This window comes from Aeromonas sp. PI_26 (genome assembly GCF_027854445.1).
In the GTDB taxonomy this organism is placed as follows: domain Bacteria; phylum Pseudomonadota; class Gammaproteobacteria; order Enterobacterales; family Aeromonadaceae; genus Aeromonas; species Aeromonas veronii.
The window spans coordinates 1-17603 of sequence record NZ_JAJNOE010000004.1 but is presented as its reverse complement, the minus strand read 5'-3'; the positions used below and the strand labels follow the sequence as shown (position 1 = coordinate 17603).

Genomic DNA, 17603 nt, shown 5'->3' with positions numbered 1-17603 from the left:
GTAGCGCCTTTGCATCACCTCAGCTCACCCAAGTGGTCGATTTCATCATTTGTCAGCCCCGCTTCATTTTCATTCAATAAGCGCATAAACAATCACACACAACAGATGTCGAGGCGCAGTATGAGTTCAGAGGTATGGGTCATCGCTACCTTGCTAAGTAGCATCGTTCTTATCGTGGTCACCATAGTGAAGGGCAAGGTGCATCCTTTCCTTGCCCTGCTGCTGGCAAGCTTCTATGTGGGCACCCTGATGGGGATGGAGCCCCTCAAGATGGTCAGCACCATGGAAGCGGGCATTGGCGGCACGCTAGGCTTTCTCGCCGCCGTCATCGGTCTTGGCACCATACTTGGCAAGATGATGGAGGTGTCAGGGGCGGCGGAGCGCATCGGTCTCGCCCTGCAGAGATGCCGCTGGCTCTCGCCTCAGGTCATCATGGTACTGGTCGGTCTGGTGTGCGGCATCACCCTGTTTGTCGAAGTGGGGGTAGTGCTGCTGATCCCGCTCGCCTTCTCCATCGCCCGCAAGACCAGAACCTCGCTGCTGACCCTGGCCATTCCGCTCTGCACCGCCCTGATGGCTGTGCACTGCATAGTGCCGCCGCACCCGGCAGCCCTCTACGTCACCAATCAGCTGGGGGCTGATGTCGGCTCGGTCATCGTCTATGGCCTCGCGGTCGGGCTGTTTGCCTCGCTGGTGGGCGGCCCGCTGTTCCTCAAGCTGCTGGGTAACCGGCTCCCGTTCAAGGAGGTGCCCGCAGCCTTTGCCGATATCAAAGCCCGCGATGAAGCAACTCTCCCGACTTTAGGCGCCTCGCTCTTTACCGTGCTGCTGCCCATCCTGCTGATGCTGGCCAAGACGGTCGCCGAGCTCAATATGGAGCACGCCAGCCACCTCTATACCGTGCTGGAGTTTATCGGCAACCCTATCACCGCCATGTTTATCGCTGCCTTCACCGCCTACTACGTGCTGGGGATCCGCCAGCAGATGAAGATGGAAGGGCTGCTTAACAAGACCGAGGAGTGCTTCTCCTCCATCGCCAACATTCTGCTCATCATCGGGGCAGGCAGCGCCTTCAACGGCGTACTCAAGGCAAGTGGGCTGGGCGATAGTCTGGCCACTATCCTCTCCCAGCTGGATATGCACCCCATTCTGCTCGCCTGGCTGGTGGCTATCGTGCTGCACGCCGCCGTGGGCTCCGCCACCGTCGCCATGATGGGCGCCACCGCCATCGTCTCCCCCATCATGGCGCACTACCCGGATATCAGCCCGGAGATCATGACCCTGGCCATCGGCTCCGGTGCTATTGGCTGCACCATGGTGACTGACTCTCTATTCTGGCTGGTCAAACAGTATTGCGGCGCCACCCTGAACGAAACGCTCAAGTACTACACCACCGCCACCTTGGTCGCCTCCCTGATGGCGCTGGCCGGTACCTTCCTGCTCTCCTTTATCGTGTAACAAGACCGAGAACACTATGAAAAACATCGACGTCCAACAGCTCACAGCGCAATTTCCACTAGTGCAATCCCTGATCGCGCTTGAGCCAGTCACCTGGTTCAACCCCAACACCACCACTCTGGCAGTCGGTCTGCCCTATGTCGGGCTCGATAGCCGCAATGTGGCGGATGCCTCAGCCCGGCTCGCCCGCTTTGCCCCCTACATCTACGAAGCTTTCCCCGAGACCCGCGCCAGCAACGGCATTCTGGAGTCAGAGATCGCCGCCATTCCGGCGATGCAACGTACCCTCAATGAACGGTACGGGGTCGAAGTGACCGGTAAGTTGCTTCTGAAAAAAGACAGTCACCTGCCCATCTCCGGCTCCATCAAGGCACGCGGCGGTATCTACGAGGTGCTGACTCACGCCGAACAACTGGCGATCAAGGTCGGTCTGCTGCGGGAGGAGGATGACTACCGCAAACTGTTCAGCGACGAGTTTCGCCAGTTCTTCAGCCAGTACAGCATTGCGGTGGGATCCACCGGCAACCTCGGCATGTCTATCGGCATCATGAGCGCCAAGCTCGGCTTTACCGTCACCGTCCATATGTCCGCCGATGCGCGGGAGTGGAAGAAGCGCAAGCTGCGCGAACACGGGGTGATAGTGGTCGAATATGCCGAAGATTACGGGGTGGCGGTGGAACAGGGGCGCAAAGAGGCCGAACGCGACCACAACTGCTTCTTTATCGACGACGAGAACTCCCGCACCCTGTTCCTCGGCTACTCGGTGGCGGGCGAGCGGGTTAAAAAGCAGTTCGACCAGATGGGCATCAAGGTGGATGCCGACCACCCGCTGTTTGTCTACCTGCCTTGCGGCGTGGGTGGCGGCCCGGGCGGCGTGGCCTTTGGTCTCAAGCTCGCGTTCGGAGACAACGTCCACTGCTTCTTCGCCGAGCCCACTCACTCCCCCTGCATGTTGCTGGGGGTCCACACAGGATTGCACGATGCCATTGCGGTGCAGGATCTGGGCATCGATAACCTCACCGCAGCCGACGGCCTCGCGGTAGGTCGCGCCTCCGGCTTCGTCGGCCGCGCCATGGAGCGGCTGCTGGCGGGCTTCTACACCCTGAGCGATCAGGAGATGTATGACCTGCTGGGACTGCTGGCGCGCGATGAGCAGATCACACTCGAGCCCTCCGCTCTGGCTGGTATGGCTGGCCCGTGGCGGGTGGCAGCCAATCCCGAGTGGCTCACCGTGCGCGGTTGCGATGCCGCAACCATGGCACAGGCCACCCATCTTGTGTGGGCCACCGGCGGTGGCATGGTGCCCGCCGAAGAGATGGCAAAGTACCTGGCCAGCGCCAAGATCTAGGCTGTTTTGCCACTTTTATCTGCAAATCAACCCGCCATCACGGCGGGTTTTCTGTTTTGGGAACAAGGGGATGGGGCAGTTCTGTCGCAATCCATGGCGACAATTTCCCCAAGTTGGTCAGTTTGTGCTAAAATGGCGCTCATTTTTTGACATCTCGCGTCACGTTCGCCGCCAGATGGCCCATCGGGCTCTCTGCCCGGGTCGTGAATTTGCACCATCATGCCTGATGATGTTCCCCCCAAGATGAGCCGACAGGCTCCCGTCAAGGTGGGCACCCTCAAGGGCACATGAGATAAGGAGATCGGGTAATGAAACAATATCAAAGCTGGCTGGGAGATTATCTGATGAGTCGACGTGACGGAGATCACGCGATGGCTTCGGAACTTGCCAACACCATCTGCGCCTTCTGGAAGGCCCAGGGTGATGAAGCAGAAACCAGCAAATGGCAGCAACGCTATCAGCAACACGTAGAGCAGGCGCAATAAGCCCCTTCACTCTTTCGCGATAAAAAAACCGGCGCACATGGCGCCGGTTTTGCGTTTCTGGCAAACAGCAGATTACATCTGGTCGATCATGTCCTGAGCAAACTGGGAGCAGGAGCGCAGGGTGGCCCCTTCCATCAGACGCTCGAAGTCATAGGTGACGGTCTTGTTGCGGATCGCCGCTTCCATCCCCTTGATGATGAGATCGGCCGCTTCGACCCAACCCATGTGGCGCAGCATCATCTCGGCGGAGAGGATCAGGGAGCCCGGATTGACCTTGTCCTGACCGGCATACTTAGGTGCAGTACCGTGGGTCGCTTCGAACAGGGCCACGCCGTCACCGATGTTGGCACCCGGCGCGATACCGATACCGCCAACCTGCGCGGCCAGCGCGTCGGAGATGTAGTCGCCATTGAGGTTCATACAGGCGATGACGTCATACTCGGCCGGACGCAGCAGGATCTGCTGCAGGAAGGCGTCGGCGATGACATCCTTGATGACGATGGTCTTGCCGGTTTTCGGGTTCTTGAAGGAGCACCAGGGGCCGCCGTTAATCAGCTGGGCACCGTACTCGTTCTGGGCCAGAGCATAACCCCAATCCTTGAAGGCACCTTCGGTGAACTTCATGATGTTGCCCTTGTGCACCAGAGTCACGGAGTCGCGATCGTTGTCGATGGCATACTCGATGGCGGCACGCACCAGACGCTCGGTACCGGCTTTGGACATCGGCTTGATGCCGATACCGCAGGACTCGGGGAAGCGAATTTTCTTAACGCCCATCTCGTTTTGCAGGAAGGCGATCACCTTGTTCGCTTCGGCACTGTCGGCCTTCCACTCGATGCCGGCGTAGATGTCTTCGGCGTTTTCGCGGAAGATCACCATGTCGGTCAGATCAGGACGCTTCACCGGGCTCGGGGTGCCGTCGTAGTAACGCACCGGACGCAGGCAGATGTAGAGATCCAGCTCCTGACGCAGGGCTACGTTGAGGGAGCGAATACCGCCACCGACCGGAGTAGTCAGCGGGCCCTTGATGGCCACGCAATATTCACGAATGAAATCCAGGGTTTCGGCCGGCAGCCAGGCACCTTCGCCATAGACATGAGTCGACTTCTCGCCGGTATAGATCTCCATCCAGGCGATCTTGCGCTCGCCCTTGTAGGCTTTCTCGACCGCAGCATTCACCACATTCAACATGGCCGGGGTTACGTCAACACCGATGCCATCCCCTTCAATAAACGGAATGATCGGATGGTTGGGAACCTGCAGCTTGCCGTTGGCATCGACTGTGATTTTCTGACCCTGGGTCGGGATTACTACTTTGCTTTCCATCGGCATCTCCTAACTTCCGTTTGTTATCAACTTGTTTGTTGCGCGCGGCCATCTTAGCCCATTCATTTTCATAATAAAACGACAAGAAAGCATGTCAGACCAAAGAGGTAGCCACCCACCAGTGCGCCGTCACCACGCCTTCCCGACACAGCCCCGTTATCCCTCCAGCTCGCTGGCCGCAGCCTGCGGCTGACTCAGGGAACGATACTGGGAAGGGGTCAAGCCGGTCTTCTGTTTGAACACCCGGCAGAAGTAGTTCACGTCACTGTAACCGCAGCGACTGGCAACCTCTTCAAGACGAAAGCGGTACTTTTTCAGCATGAATTTGGCCCGATCGATCCGCACCCAGCTGATGTAATCGGCAAGGCGCATATGGCCCTGCTCGCGGAACAGGTGGGAGAGATGGCTGGCCGAGACGTTGAAGCGGTGGGCAATGGAGTCACGGGTGATGGGACGGTGAAAGTTCTCCTGGATATAGATGCAGATCCCGTGAAAGAGCTCTGCCCCCCGTGGCCGATCCGTGGCGGACTCCAGCAACAGCTGACGGGCACTCGCCAGCAGGGCCTGCAGCAGGTGATCATCGGTGGGGGAGCGACCAGGATCCTCGGTCAGTACGTTCAGCGCCGCCAAAATGTGTTCGATCACATGGCCCGCCCGCGCCATGATGCTGTGCTTTTGCACATCGAAAAAGTCCGGATCTTCACGGCGCTTGCTCACCAGACTGAACCCCAGCTGGCGTTTGCCAAACAGTAGGCTCAGCACCGAGCAGTCGGTGGTCCAGAGCGGCTTGTTCCAGCCGTTGGGGGGAATATAGAGCGCCTGCCCTGGTAACACGCTGATCTCTCTGACCCCCTCCTCCTTGTCCCAAATTTGGTTGAGATACTCGCCACTAAAGACCAGCTCGAGGCGGGGAAAGTTGACCTGATAGCTGAAACTGGGTGGCACCCCCTGTTCACTGGCAAACCAGATTTGGTCAAATGGAACCTGTTCGCTCAGGGCTCCGTCGAGCAGTTGGCTGAAGATGAGAGACATGGTGATCCTGATCAAGAGAGAGGCAAGCGGTTGCGGCGCGCGCGACCGCCCATGTTATAGTCCGGTCCACAGCAGTAATGCCACCCTTTTCTGCACCCGATTTTCTTCAAACTAGACGAGGCGTCCCTTATGAGCAGTAGCGATCTGCCCTCCTTTCTGTTGATGCAAAACCCGATTCAAGGCTATGACTGGGGCAGTCATGACTCCCTCACCACCCTGTTTGGCATTGCCAATCCGGAGGGCAAACCCCAGGCCGAACTCTGGATGGGGGCTCACCCCAACGGCTGCTCCGAGGTGACGCTGGCGGGCAGTGTGCAAAAGCTCTCTTCGGTGATCGACAGGGCTCCGGCCGCCGCGCTGGGTGAGGCCACCTTCGCCCGTTTTGGCAGCCTGCCGTTCCTGTTCAAGGTGTTGTGTGCCGAGAAGGCTCTCTCCATTCAGGTGCACCCGAGCAAGGCTCAGGCTGAAGCGGGCTTTGCCAAAGAGGAGGCCGCAGGCATCGATATCAAGGCGAGCAATCGCAACTACAAGGATCCGAACCACAAGCCGGAGCTGGTCTTTGCCCTCACCCCCTATCAGGCGATGAACGGCTTTCGCGCCATCCCTGCCATTCTGGCACTGTTCGAGCGGGTCAATCTGGCGGCCATCGCCGATCTGACCGCAGCCCTTGCCGCCAGCCAGAATGAAGCGGGCCTGCAGCACTTCTTCCACCAGCTGCTGGTACTGGAAGGGGCGCGCAAGGAGGAGGCGCTGGCGGGGCTGCTGGCCTATGCCGCCGCCCATCAGGATGAGGAGACGTTTGCCCTCATCACCAGTCTGGCGGCCCAGTACCCGGGAGATGTGGGCCTCTTCTCGCCGCTGCTGTTGAACGTGGTGACGCTTGAGCCAGGTCAGGCGATGTTCCTCGATGCCTGTACCCCGCACGCCTATGTGCGCGGCACGGGTCTCGAGATCATGGCCAACTCGGACAACGTGCTGCGCGCCGGCCTCACCCCCAAATACATCGATGTGGCAGAGCTCTTGGACTGCACGCGCTGCCAGGCCAAACCGGACGACCAGATCCTGCTGGCCCCCCGCTGTGATGGTGCGGTACAGCACTTCGACGTGCCGGTACCTGACTTCACTTTCAGCGTCTACCCGGCTGGCGAGCACCAGCTCACCACTGCCAGCGCCGAGATCCTGTTTGCCATCGATGACACTGTGACCCTCAAGCAGGGCGATGAGACGCTGCTTCTCGAGAAGGGCCAGTCTGCCTTTATCCCGGCCGCCACCGGCAGCTACCAGCTGCTGGCCGAAGGGCGGGTCGCTCGCGCCGGCAACCGCTGCTAACGGGCACATCCTGAGGCTATGCCCCATTCGAATATGCACAAGGGCCATCAATGATGGCCCTTGTTTTTTATCCCCATCCATCCCCTTTCATCGCTTCACAACACGGTTGACCATACTCACAGAGTTATCTCCCTCCCAATTAATGACAATAAAATCACTTGAGGCGCCTGCTATTTGCCAACCAGCTCACACTATTGACCCATAACAAATCACACAAATATCCATTCCATCAAAGAAAACTCATCATCGACCTAGACACTCAGATAAGATTTTGCACGAACGAAACAAATGTAAGTGATTGATACTAAGTAATTAAATTAATATTCACATCGAATTCAATCATCACGCCAAAACGAGATGAGAATCACAGCTCATTCTTGCCAGCACAAAAATCCAGTAAACGGCACATTTGTCCGATTTCGGCACCGCGCTAACGGGAGAACAATATCCAGGTCAATTGTTCCCCCCATCATGCGGCTCGGCAACGGAGCCAGGAGAGTAATATGTTACCCACCATGACCAACGGCAGACTCATCTGCCTGGAGTTGAAGGCCACCAGCAAGGAGGCTCTATTCGACGAGATGGCACAGATGCTGGCGCGCGATGGCGCCGTGTCTGATCAACAGCAATTCGTCAAGGATATCTGGGCCCGCGAGCAGCTGGACTGCACCGGCTTCGAGCAGGGTGTCGCCCTGCCCCATGCCAAGAGCAAGGCGGTCAGTCGTCCGGCCATTGCCATCGGTGTCAGCCGTCAGGGTATCGAGTACGGCGCCGAAGATGGCAAGCCAACTCAACTGATCTTCATGATCGCCTCCCCGGATGGCGGCGCCAACCACCACATCGAAGTGCTGGCGGAGCTCTCTACCCGTCTGCTGGAGCCGGGCTTTATCGAGCAGATGAAGGCGGCCACCACCGTCGAGCAAGCGCTGACCCTGCTCAAGCAAGGCCCGAAAGTGCAAAAACCGGCCCCAGCCGCCAAACCGGCTGCCACTGCACCGGCTGAACCCGAAGAGCGCACCTTCAAGGATCGCCTCAATACCATGAAGCAGCACCTGCTGTTTGGTACTTCCCACATGATCCCCTTCATCGTGGCCGGTGGTGTGCTGCTCTCCCTGTCGGTGATGATGAGCGGCAAGGGCGCCGTGCCGGAAGCGGGCTTCCTCAAAGACATGGCCACCATGGGTATCGCCGGTCTGACCCTGTTTACCGCCGTACTGGGTGGCTACATCGCCTACTCGCTGGCTGACAAGCCGGGCCTGGCTCCGGGCATGATCGGCTCCTGGATTGCCGTTCAGCACTATCAAACCGGTTTCCTTGGCGCCATTCTGGTGGGCTTTATCGCCGGTTTCGTGGTCAATCAGCTCAAACGGATCAAGCTGCCTGACTCCATGACCTCCCTTGGTTCCATCTTCATCTATCCGCTGATCGGTACCTTCCTGGTGTGTGGCATCGTGATGTGGGGCATCGGTGCCCCGATCGCCGCAATGATGGAAGGGATGAACCACTGGCTCTCCAGCATGGCGGGCTCCGGTAAAGTGATGCTGGGTGCCATTCTGGGTGGTATGACCGCCTTCGATATGGGCGGCCCGGTCAACAAGGTTGCTACCCTGTTTGCCCAGACTCAGGTCAACACCCAGCCCTGGCTGATGGGCGGCGTCGGCATCGCCATCTGTGTACCGCCGCTGGGTATGGCACTGGCTACCCTGATGTCTCCGAAGCGTTACAAGAAAGAGGAGCGTGAATCCGGTAAAGCGGCCGCCATCATGGGCATGATCGGTATCAGTGAAGGTGCTATCCCGTTTGCTGCCGCTGACCCCATGCGTGTTATCCCGGCCATCGTCGCAGGCGGCATCGTCGGCAACATCACCGGCTTCATGATGCACAGCATCAACCACGCCCCCTGGGGTGGCTGGATTGTCCTGCCGGTTGTTGAAGGCAAGATGGGCTACATCCTGGGTACCATCCTCGGCGCCCTGACCACCGCCATCATCGTCAACCTGCTGAAGAAGCCGGTGAGCGAAGAAGATGATGTAACCACCACCCAAACCAGCTTCGAAGTCATTGAAGCGGAAGGGGAAGCAGACGTACTGGCCATCACTGCCTGCCCGTCTGGCGTGGCCCACACCTTCCTGGCCGCCAAGAGCCTGCAGAAAGCCGCCGCCAAGCAGGGGATCAAGATCAAGGTCGAGACCCAGGGCGCCAACGGCATCATCAACCGCATCACCGCCAAGGATGTCGCCAACGCCCGCTACGTCATCTTCGCCCACGATGTGGCCATCAAATACCGTGAACGCTTCACCGATATCGAAGTCATCGATGTGAAGACCAAGGAGGCGATTCACAATCCGGAAGGTCTGCTGGCCCGCACGCTGGGCAACAAGGAAAACGCCGCCTGATAGCCGTCAGACTCCACCTATCACAAGGGGCCCTTCACGGGCCCCTTTTCGTTGCCTGCCGAGCAATCGCACATCATCCCACCGACCAAGCCACTGATTTAAAACATATTAACCAGTCACATCACGGATCTTGGCGAGCCGTCACAGAACGGTGACGTGTAAAAAAACAGCAATTGAAGCGCTGGTCAGATCTCATGTCAAATGGCTCCGCCTACTAAACTGGAGTATCACAAAAATGATAAAAATCAATAAATTGGTTCTGGCTGTTACCCTCACCCTCACTGCCACCCCCTTGCTGGCCGCCCACTGGGAATGCGGCCAGCACGTGCGCTTCGGCCTGCCCTCCGAATCGGATCAGAAGCTCTGCCGTGAAGGGTATGCCGTCGGCTACAACTACGACTACAAGGTGGCGGACTGGGTCTCCTACCGGATGACCGCCCAGAGCGCACAGGGCACAGTGCCCCGCAAGGATGCCTTCGCCGAGGACAGGGAGATCCCGGTCGCCTACCGCGCCACCCTCTCCGACTACAAGGGCTCGGGCTACGACCGTGGCCATCAGGCCCCGGCGGGGGACATGAAATCGAACAAGAACACCATGAAAGAGAGCTTCCTGCTGAGCAACATGACACCGCAGATCGGGGTGCTCAACCAGAAGGCGTGGCGCGTGCTGGAGGACAAGGTGAACAAGTGGGCGGTCTCCCGCAAGGATGTGCAGGTGATCACCGGCCCCATCTTTACCGGCTCTGAAGAGTCCATCGGTCAGGGTGTGGCGATCCCGAGCGCCTACTACAAGATCGTGATGGACCCGGCCAGACTGCAGGCCATCGCCTTTATCATGCCGCAGGAAGAGGTGCCCATCAGCCAGATCGCCGACTACCGGGTCTCGGTACGCGAGGTGGAGGAACAGACCCAACTCAACTTCTTCAGCGATATGCCCGAAGAGCAGCAAGAGACGCTGGAAGCCCGCATCTCCCCGATGTGGAACTGACCGCGAATACTCGTCAGCAGATAGATTGAGACGCCATCAGTCTTGCATCGCGATAGAGGGAGGGGCCAGCGCCCCTCCCAGCAGGGGGAGTTACGCTCCCCCTGCCCTTTTCAGATGGCAGCTGACCCTTTGCGGCCACTTTTGCGGCCACAGGTGTGGCATCACCCGACGACCCGCCTCGACTCACAGTTTGCCACGCCGTTAGCTGGTATATTGCCCTCTCTTTGGCACTAACAGACTGAATTGACGCACATTTGCCTTATCCCATCGGCCCACAAGCCGCTGCGCCACGGCGCGATTCAGCCCGACAGAGGACCTTTTGATGAAACAGACCCTTCTAGCCCTCACCCTCGGCGGCCTGCTGGCGCTCTCGCCCCTCGCCCTGCAAGCGGCCGAGAGCTCGATGCAAATGGAGCACGACCTCAATACCCTGGTCAGCAAACGCCAAGCGGTGGACATGTTGCTCGGCGAAGCGCTGCAGATCTACAAGTCGCCAGCCAAAATCTCCCACGCCGGTTTTACCGCCAAGATGCCAAGCAATATGGAGCTGGTGACCGAGCGGCTGCTGGCCGCCTACCAGCTGGAACCCTACCGCACCGACCTACTCATCTCGGCGGCCAACGCCCAGATCTACAACGGCAACCTGAGCCGCGCCATCACCTTGCTGGAGCAGGCGCAGGCCGTCGCCCCCGATGATCTCGACATCAACAGCTATCTCGCCATCTGGCAGCTGGTGAAAGGCAACAAGGAGGCCTCCCGCAGCTATCTGGCGAAAGTGGCGGATCGCAACAGTGGCCGCGCCGCCGATCTGGAGGAGATCATCGCCCGGGTGCAGCGGATCACCGCCGCCCCGCTACAGACCGAACTGACCGAGGATCAGGTCAAGGCCACCAAGGAGGGCAAACGCGCCATCGTCACCCTGGGCTACGCCCTCAATCCCGACGGCAGCATGGACAAGATCCTGCTGGGCCGGCTGCAAACCACCCTTGAGCTGGCCAAAGCCGATCCGGAAGCGCTGATCATCCTGACCGGCGGCGTGCCGCAGAATCGCCAGACCGAGGGCAAGCTGATGGCTGACTGGCTGGCCAACCACGGCATCGACCGCAGCCGCCTGATTGAAGAGAACTACGCCACCAGCACGGTAGACAACGCCCTCTACAGCGCCTATGCCCTCGCCCGCCACCAGATTGACTATGCGGTGCTGGTAAGCTCCGCCAGCCATGTACGCCGCGGCCAGACGGTGCTGGAAATCGCCTGCGACCAGATTGGCCCGGCCAACATCAAGGTGGCGAGCGTCAGCTACCCTGACAAGCCCCTCGAGGAGCTGGCCACCCCGAGCGAGAGCGAGCTGCTCGGCATCTACCGCGACGCCCTGCGCACCTACGGCATGTGGAGCTACCGATCTGCCCCGCTGATCGAGCGTTGATCGACCATCAACACGAAAAGGAGAGGGAGGCGTGATGCCTCCCTCTCTTTTTATTGACCGATGATTGGCCAAGCCGCGCCCGTTAGCTGACGATAAAACCCTGCGAGGGGGTCGCTTTGGGATCATCACCGAAGCGGTTTGGTCCCTGCTGACCGTTGCAAACCATAAAGTAGATAAGCACCAGAGTACCGATAATGGGGATAAGCCCGAGCAGCAGCCACCAAGCGCTGCGGTCGGTATCGTGCAGGCGACGGGCCGCCACCGCCAGCGATGGCAGCAGCACCGCCAGCGAATAGATGGAGCTGATCAGCTCATTGTCGCCGCCAATCAGCTTGTCCACCATGCCGAGCAGCAGCATAACGATGACGTTGCACAGCACAAACATCCAGTATTCGGTGCGACGGGCCCGCCCGCTGAATACCGCATATTGCTTGAGGACCGAGATGTACCAGTTCATTGCGCCTCCTGAGTGGCCTTTATGCCTATGAATAAAAAGAGAGTCGATAAAACAAGTAGTTAAGAGCTTAGCGCGATCATCCCCCCGAGTCGACAATGATGCCCGAACGCCTCCCAAACTAATCAGCTGCGGCAATCATTGACCGACCGAGCCGGAAGATAATTTGCCCTTCAACAGGGCAAATCACCCCCATCAGTGCATCACTCTCGTCACAAGCAGGAAAATGGTGCTTAATAATCCATTAGCAATCGTATGGACTCAGCGTGAGGATAGCGGTAGATTCGGCGCCCAATCCTGAACAGGATCTGTGTCTCCCTCCCATAATGAATCCACTTATTCATTACTTCTCCTAACACAGGGATAGCCATGAGTATTACACGCAGAGATTTTCTCAACGGCGTTGCCATCACCATTGCGGCAGGCGTCGCCCCCATCAATCTGCTCAAGGCTGCCGAAGGCGGCAGCACGCTGGCAGATAAAACCCTGGCCTACCCGCCCGCCCTCACTGGCCTGCGCGGCAACCACCCGGGCTCTTTCGAACCGGCCCACAGCATCGCCCGTGACGGCAAGCAGTATGATTTTGCCAATATTCCCCTAGAGGGAGAGGTCGATCTGGTGATCGTCGGCGCCGGGATCAGCGGTCTGGCCGCCGCCTGCTTCTATCAGCAACTGCTCGGCGCGGATAAGAAGATCCTGCTACTCGACAACCACGACGACTTTGGCGGCCACGCCAAGCGCAACGAGTTCACCACCCCCGATGGCCTGCGTCTGGGTTACGGCGGCAGTGAGTCCCTGCAATCACCGCGTTCGGTCTACAGCCCGGTGGCGCTGGGTCTGCTCAAGGCGCTGGAGGTCAACATCGACGAGCTGGCCGCCGGTTTCCAGCAGACCTTCTATCCGGATCTGGGGCTGAGCCGTGGCGTCTATTTCGACGAGAAGCACTTTGGCGTCAACAAGATAGTGAACGGGGATCCGGGCCACAACGTGGCGGACGATATCCCCCGCGATCGCCTGAACGGCCGGCCGCTGGCAGAATTTATCGGTGACTTCCCCCTCGATGATGCCGACAAGGCCGCCCTGTTGGCCCTGCACGAATCGAAGATCGACTACCTGAGCGGCATGACCCGCGAGCAGCAGGACGAGTGGGTGACCCGCAACAGCTACATCACCTTCCTGCGCGATAAAGTGGGCCTGAGCGAGCGCGCGATCACTTACTTCCAGCAGCGCACCAACGACTTCCAGGCGGTCGGCATCGACGCCACCGCCTGCGCCGATGCGCGTCTGTGCGCCTTGCCGGGTTTCGACGGCCTCAATCTGACGCCGCTGGATGCCGAGGAGCAGGCGGAGCTGGACGATCCCTACATCTTCCACTTCCCCGATGGCAACGCCGGTCTCACCCGCCTGATGGTGCGCAAGCTCATTCCGCAGGTGGCGCCGGGTCACACCATGCAGGATGTGGTGCTGGCCAAGTTTGACTACAGCAAGCTCGACCTGCCGGAGCACAAGGTGCAACTGCGCCTTGGCAGCACGGCGTTGCAGGCCAAAAACGTGCGCCTCGCCGACGGCAAGCTGGCGGTGGATGTCACCTACATCAAGGAGGGGAAACTGCACCGGGTGCGGGCCAAGCAGTCGATCATGGCTGGCTACAACATGATGATCCCCTACATGGTGCCCGAGATGCCGGAGCCCCAGAAGGAGGCGCTGCGCCAGAATGCCAAGGCACCGCTGGTCTACACCAAGGTGGTGATCAAGAACTGGCAAGCCTTCGTCAAGCTGGGGGTGCACGAGGTCTACTCCCCCGCCGCACCCTACAGCCGGGTCAAGCTCGACTATCCGGTCAGCATGGGTGGCTACGAGCATCCCAAGAGCCCGGATCAGCCGATGTGCCTGCACATGGTCTATGTGCCGACCCTGCCGGGCAGCGGTCTGTCGGCCCGCGAACAGTCCCGCAAGGGGCGCGCCATGATCCTCGGCATGCCGTTCGAGCAGCATGAGCAGATGATCCGCGAGCAGTTGCAGGGGATGCTCGGCAGCGCCGGTTTCAACCATGAGCAGGATATCCTTGCCATCACGGTCAACCGCTGGTCCCACGGCTACTCCTATGTCACCAACACCCTGTTTGATGACGAAGCGCAGTGCGAAAAATGGATTGAACTGGGTCGCCAGCCGATCGGCAACATCACCATCGCCAACTCGGATGCAGGCTGGAGCCCCTACGCCCACGCCGCCATCGACGAAGCGTGGCGCGCCGTCAACGAGCTGGTTGCCATGAGCAAGGGAGGTGCCCAATGAGCCGCGCCCTGTCACTGACCGCCAGCGCCCTGATGCTGGCTCTGCCCGCCCTTGCCGCCAACGCAGCCCCCGCCATGTCGGCGGGGGAATACGTGGCCAAGCTCGGCGATTGCGCCGCCTGCCACACCAGCGAAACCAGCAAGCCGCTGGCGGGCGGCAAAGGGTTCCCGACCCCCATCGGTACCGTATTTGCCACCAACATCACCCCGGACAAGACCCACGGTATCGGCAACTACAGCCTGCTGGAGTTCATCAAGGTGATGCGTGAAGGGGTGGCCCGCGATGGTCATCGCCTCTATCCGGCCATGCCCTACACCGCCTACGCCAAGATGAGCGATAAGGATCTCGAAGATCTCTATCACTACCTGATGAAGGAGATGCAGCCGCTGGCCATCGCCAACAAGGAGAGCGACATCCCCTGGCCCCTCAACATGCGCTGGCCGCTGATGGGCTGGAACTGGATCTACCACGATGACAGCCGCTTCACCCCGGTGGCGGGCAAGAGCGAAGAGTGGAACCGCGGCGCCTATCTGGTGCAAGGCGCCGGTCACTGCGGCAGCTGCCACACTCCGCGCGGGCTCGGCATGCAGGAGAAAGCGCTGACCGAGGCGGATCCTGTCTACCTGAGCGGTGCGGCGCTGGATGGCTGGTATGCCCCCGACATTCGCGGCAGCCGTTACAGCAAGCAGGCGCTGATCGACCTGCTGAAAACCGGCCGCAGCCAGCATGAAGCGGTCGCGGGTCCCATGGGGGAAGTGATCACTCACAGCAGCCAGTATTTCAGCGACGCCGATCTGGCCAGCATCGCCACCTATCTCACCGATCTGAAAGATGAACCGGTGGCGGAGAAAGGTGCCCGCGCCTACGCCAGTGCCAGCGGCAAGGCGGACTACGCCATGTACTGCTCCACCTGTCACGGGGTCAACGGCCAGGGCAATGACCACGTCATCCCCTCGCTGGTCAACAACCGCACCGTGCTGGCGAACGATCCGTCGAGCCTGATCAACGTGCTGCTGCACGGTGCCGAAACACCGGTCACCCACGGCCATCTGGGTTACCACATGCCGGGCTATGGCTGGACCATGGATGACGAGCGGCTCGCCGAGCTGGTCAACACCCTGCGCGCCTCCTGGGGCAATGAAGGCTCCGCCGTCAAGGCGGCGGCGGTCAAGGCCCAGCGCGAGCTGCACGGCAAGGAGTAAGGGCAGTCAGCCCTCTCTTGGCCAAGTGCCATAAAAAACGGGCCTCCACTGGAGGCCCGTTTGCTATTGATGAACCAGGTTCCGGTGCTTATCCCTTGCGGGATTTGGGCCCCGGCAGTGGCGCCGTTGGCTGGCGGTAATCGCCATAGGGGAAGATATTGCGAAACCGCTGGGCCACCGGTTCGGGGATGGAGCGGGAGAAGATCAGCTTCACGCCATCGCCATCACGCTGCCCCACAATACGACCGCGCACCGTATCGTGGCGCAGGATCTGTTTGGCATGGTCAATAAAGGCGGGTGACACCTTGCCCTGCTTGACCACCACCTTGCCGGGTGCAAGGCGGATTTCGAACAGGGCACCACGCCCCAGCTTCATCAACCACCAGATCAGGGCTATCGCCACTATCAAGGAAATCCAGGCCATCTTCATCCCTCCCAAGCTCTTGATATCAGGCAGTATAAGCGGCCGTGCGTTCTGATTGTTTGGCGCCGATCACAGCCCCCGCGTCAGCGCAATAGCGCCCCTTTGCTCAGCAATCCTTGCCCCAGCCCACCAGCGTCTCGCGATAGAGCGCCAGCAAGGCTTCATCGCGCACCGCCACCCCGACCTGCTGCGGGCGATAGGCTGCCCAGTCATCGTGGGTGTGGCGTTTGCCATCGAACTTTTGCAGGGTGTGGCCAATGGCCGGGCCGCTGGTGATCACCCGCACCGGCCCCTCGCGCAGGGTAAAGAGGGTCGGGTCAATGACATAGGCGATAGCGGACGGGTCGTGAACGTGGCAACCGGAGAGCCCCAACTTCTCGGAGTAGAAGCGCAGGTAGAAGCGGCTGACATCCCACAGGAAGCGGCCCGGCTCCCCCGCCTTGTCTCTGAGTTCATCCAGATAGGCGCTGCTGAAGAAGCTCTGCTGGGTCACGTCCAGCCCGATGATCACCACCGGCCAGTCGGCGGTAAAGACCCGGTCGGCGGCATCGGGATCGTCGTGGATATTGGCCTCGGCATAGGGGGTGACGTTGCCACGATGGCCGTTGACGCCAAAGGCGCCGCCCATCACTACTACCTGTTTCACCAGCGAGACAATCTCGGGCGCCTGTTGTAGCGCCAGCGCCAGATTGGTCAGTGGGCCGATAGTGACCAGGGTGATCTCCCCCGGCGCGGCTTTCACCGCCTCGACAATATATTGCCAAGCGGGGCGAGGATCCGGAGCGATAGTCACCTCCCCCGCCTCCATGTCGCCAAAGCCGCTCGGGCCGTGGACTATGGTGGTGGGGCCGACCGGCTCGCGCAGCAGCGGGGTGGCAGCGCCTTTGGCCACATCCGCCTTCATGCCGTACTTCTGCTTGAGCCAGAGGGCGTTGCGGGTGCCATTGTCGATGGTGGCGTTACCAAAAACAGTGGTGATGGCGAGCAGCTCGATGGCGGGGTGGGCCTCGGCAAACAGGATGGCCATGGCATCGTCGATACCCGGGTCGGTATCCAGAATGATTTTATGGGTCATGAGAAATTCCTACGGTGACAAACCCTGCGACAAAAGGGAGAGTCTACCCGGCTGACGCCCCCATATCCCGGCATGGGATCACAGAGCGGGCCTTTGCTCCCGGCAGCGGGGGCGCGGCTGGCGACAATCTGCACAAAAAACGGCGCGGCCCTGTTGCCAGCGCCGCGCCCTTTATCGTTGTTCTGTCCCGTCCTGAATATGGTTTACACCTTTCCCCCCAATAAATGGAGAGCCCGATGGGACAAGGTGTGAAACGGACACAGCGCGATTACTCGCTGACTTTTAAACTGGCACTGGTCGAGCAAATTGAAAAAGGCGAGCTCACCTACAAACAGGCTCAGGTGCGTTATGGCATTCAGGGCCGT

14 protein-coding genes and 1 pseudogene are annotated in these 17603 nt (G+C 59.9%); 10 read left to right on the top strand and 5 right to left on the bottom strand.

Annotated elements, in window-relative coordinates; translation table 11 throughout:
* The first annotated feature begins 120 nt into the window (after window positions 1-120).
* From dsdX to LRL22_RS06190, 3 genes are all read left to right on the top strand, one after another.
* Window positions 121-1458, top strand: coding sequence for a D-serine transporter DsdX (gene dsdX / locus LRL22_RS06200; RefSeq protein ID WP_270904974.1), 1338 nt, complete (start codon window positions 121-123; stop codon window positions 1456-1458).
* Window positions 1459-1474: 16 nt separating this feature from the next.
* Window positions 1475-2806, top strand: coding sequence for a D-serine ammonia-lyase (locus LRL22_RS06195; protein WP_270904973.1), 1332 nt, complete (start codon window positions 1475-1477; stop codon window positions 2804-2806).
* Window positions 2807-3114: 308 nt separating this feature from the next.
* Window positions 3115-3291 carry a hypothetical protein gene (locus tag LRL22_RS06190; protein ID WP_005337712.1) on the top strand — a complete coding sequence of 59 codons (177 nt, stop codon included), beginning with the start codon at window positions 3115-3117 and terminating at the stop codon, window positions 3289-3291.
* 72 nt (window positions 3292-3363) lie between these two features.
* On the opposite strand, the gene icd is transcribed toward LRL22_RS06190, so the two are convergent.
* Both icd and LRL22_RS06180 read right to left on the bottom strand, forming a co-directional pair.
* Window positions 3364-4617 (bottom strand): NADP-dependent isocitrate dehydrogenase, encoded by a 1254-nt coding sequence (gene icd, locus LRL22_RS06185; protein ID WP_270904972.1) that lies wholly within the window; start codon window positions 4615-4617, stop codon window positions 3364-3366.
* Between the two features lie 156 nt (window positions 4618-4773).
* A complete protein-coding gene (locus LRL22_RS06180; RefSeq protein WP_042056482.1) occupies window positions 4774-5649 on the bottom strand; it encodes a helix-turn-helix transcriptional regulator in 876 nt (291 codons plus the stop codon).
* Window positions 5650-5778: 129 nt separating this feature from the next.
* Here LRL22_RS06180 and manA point away from each other — a divergent pair, with 129 nt between their 5' ends.
* The 4 genes from manA (at window position 5779) to LRL22_RS06160 (ending at window position 11788) form a co-directional block, all read left to right on the top strand.
* The gene (manA, locus tag LRL22_RS06175; protein ID WP_270904971.1) at window positions 5779-6978 is read left to right on the top strand and encodes a mannose-6-phosphate isomerase, class I; all 1200 of its coding nucleotides are present in this window, start codon (window positions 5779-5781) and stop codon (window positions 6976-6978) included.
* A gap of 503 nt (window positions 6979-7481) precedes the next feature.
* Window positions 7482-9374, top strand: coding sequence for a PTS fructose transporter subunit EIIC (locus LRL22_RS06170; RefSeq protein WP_270904970.1), 1893 nt, complete (start codon window positions 7482-7484; stop codon window positions 9372-9374).
* A gap of 235 nt (window positions 9375-9609) precedes the next feature.
* On the top strand, window positions 9610-10362 hold the full coding sequence (locus LRL22_RS06165) for a DNA/RNA non-specific endonuclease (RefSeq protein ID WP_042083927.1): 753 nt from the start codon (window positions 9610-9612) through the stop codon (window positions 10360-10362).
* A 322-nt stretch (window positions 10363-10684) separates the two neighbouring features.
* Window positions 10685-11788: an ElyC/SanA/YdcF family protein gene (locus LRL22_RS06160; protein WP_270904969.1), complete on the top strand. Its 1104-nt coding sequence runs from the start codon at window positions 10685-10687 to the stop codon at window positions 11786-11788.
* Window positions 11789-11870: 82 nt separating this feature from the next.
* Here the strand turns inward: LRL22_RS06160 and LRL22_RS06155 are convergent, their stop codons facing one another.
* Entirely contained in the window at window positions 11871-12245 is a 375-nt protein-coding gene (locus tag LRL22_RS06155; RefSeq protein WP_058055890.1) for a DUF805 domain-containing protein, read from the bottom strand.
* A gap of 366 nt (window positions 12246-12611) precedes the next feature.
* On the opposite strand from LRL22_RS06155, the gene LRL22_RS06150 reads away from it, so the two are divergent.
* Both LRL22_RS06150 and LRL22_RS06145 read left to right on the top strand, forming a co-directional pair.
* Window positions 12612-14537 (top strand): NAD(P)-binding protein, encoded by a 1926-nt coding sequence (locus tag LRL22_RS06150; protein WP_270818986.1) that lies wholly within the window; start codon window positions 12612-12614, stop codon window positions 14535-14537.
* On the top strand, window positions 14534-15739 hold the full coding sequence (locus tag LRL22_RS06145) for a cytochrome c (protein WP_270904968.1): 1206 nt from the start codon (window positions 14534-14536) through the stop codon (window positions 15737-15739). Before LRL22_RS06150 ends, LRL22_RS06145 begins: the two co-directional genes overlap by 4 nt.
* A gap of 88 nt (window positions 15740-15827) precedes the next feature.
* Here LRL22_RS06145 and LRL22_RS06140 read toward each other — a convergent pair whose 3' ends face one another.
* Together LRL22_RS06140 and LRL22_RS06135 are read right to left on the bottom strand one after the other, a co-directional pair.
* Window positions 15828-16163, bottom strand: a complete 336-nt coding sequence (locus LRL22_RS06140; RefSeq protein ID WP_005347215.1) for a DUF3634 family protein — start codon at window positions 16161-16163, stop codon at window positions 15828-15830.
* A gap of 106 nt (window positions 16164-16269) precedes the next feature.
* Window positions 16270-17238: a nucleoside hydrolase gene (locus LRL22_RS06135; RefSeq protein ID WP_270904967.1), complete on the bottom strand. Its 969-nt coding sequence runs from the start codon at window positions 17236-17238 to the stop codon at window positions 16270-16272.
* Window positions 17239-17474: 236 nt separating this feature from the next.
* Between LRL22_RS06135 and LRL22_RS06130 the strand changes: the two are divergent.
* Window positions 17475-17603: pseudogene (locus LRL22_RS06130) on the top strand (IS3 family transposase); the annotation flags it as partial.

Excerpts from the sequence above, each read along its gene's own strand:
- LRL22_RS06195 (WP_270904973.1), top strand. The coding sequence starts at position 1,475 with ATGAAAAACATCGACGTCCAACAGCTCACAGCGCAATTTCCACTAGTG.
- LRL22_RS06160 (WP_270904969.1), top strand. The coding sequence starts at position 10,685 with ATGAAACAGACCCTTCTAGCCCTCACCCTCGGCGGCCTGCTGGCGCTC.
- icd (WP_270904972.1), bottom strand. The coding sequence starts at position 4,617 with ATGGAAAGCAAAGTAGTAATCCCGACCCAGGGTCAGAAAATCACAGTC.
- LRL22_RS06165 (WP_042083927.1), top strand. The coding sequence starts at position 9,610 with ATGATAAAAATCAATAAATTGGTTCTGGCTGTTACCCTCACCCTCACT.
- manA (WP_270904971.1), top strand. The coding sequence starts at position 5,779 with ATGAGCAGTAGCGATCTGCCCTCCTTTCTGTTGATGCAAAACCCGATT.
- LRL22_RS06155 (WP_058055890.1), bottom strand. The coding sequence starts at position 12,245 with ATGAACTGGTACATCTCGGTCCTCAAGCAATATGCGGTATTCAGCGGG.
- LRL22_RS06180 (WP_042056482.1), bottom strand. The coding sequence starts at position 5,649 with ATGTCTCTCATCTTCAGCCAACTGCTCGACGGAGCCCTGAGCGAACAG.
- LRL22_RS06135 (WP_270904967.1), bottom strand. The coding sequence starts at position 17,238 with ATGACCCATAAAATCATTCTGGATACCGACCCGGGTATCGACGATGCC.
- LRL22_RS06170 (WP_270904970.1), top strand. The coding sequence starts at position 7,482 with ATGTTACCCACCATGACCAACGGCAGACTCATCTGCCTGGAGTTGAAG.
- LRL22_RS06150 (WP_270818986.1), top strand. The coding sequence starts at position 12,612 with ATGAGTATTACACGCAGAGATTTTCTCAACGGCGTTGCCATCACCATT.
- LRL22_RS06190 (WP_005337712.1), top strand. The coding sequence starts at position 3,115 with ATGAAACAATATCAAAGCTGGCTGGGAGATTATCTGATGAGTCGACGT.
- LRL22_RS06145 (WP_270904968.1), top strand. The coding sequence starts at position 14,534 with ATGAGCCGCGCCCTGTCACTGACCGCCAGCGCCCTGATGCTGGCTCTG.
- dsdX (WP_270904974.1), top strand. The coding sequence starts at position 121 with ATGAGTTCAGAGGTATGGGTCATCGCTACCTTGCTAAGTAGCATCGTT.
- LRL22_RS06140 (WP_005347215.1), bottom strand. The coding sequence starts at position 16,163 with ATGGCCTGGATTTCCTTGATAGTGGCGATAGCCCTGATCTGGTGGTTG.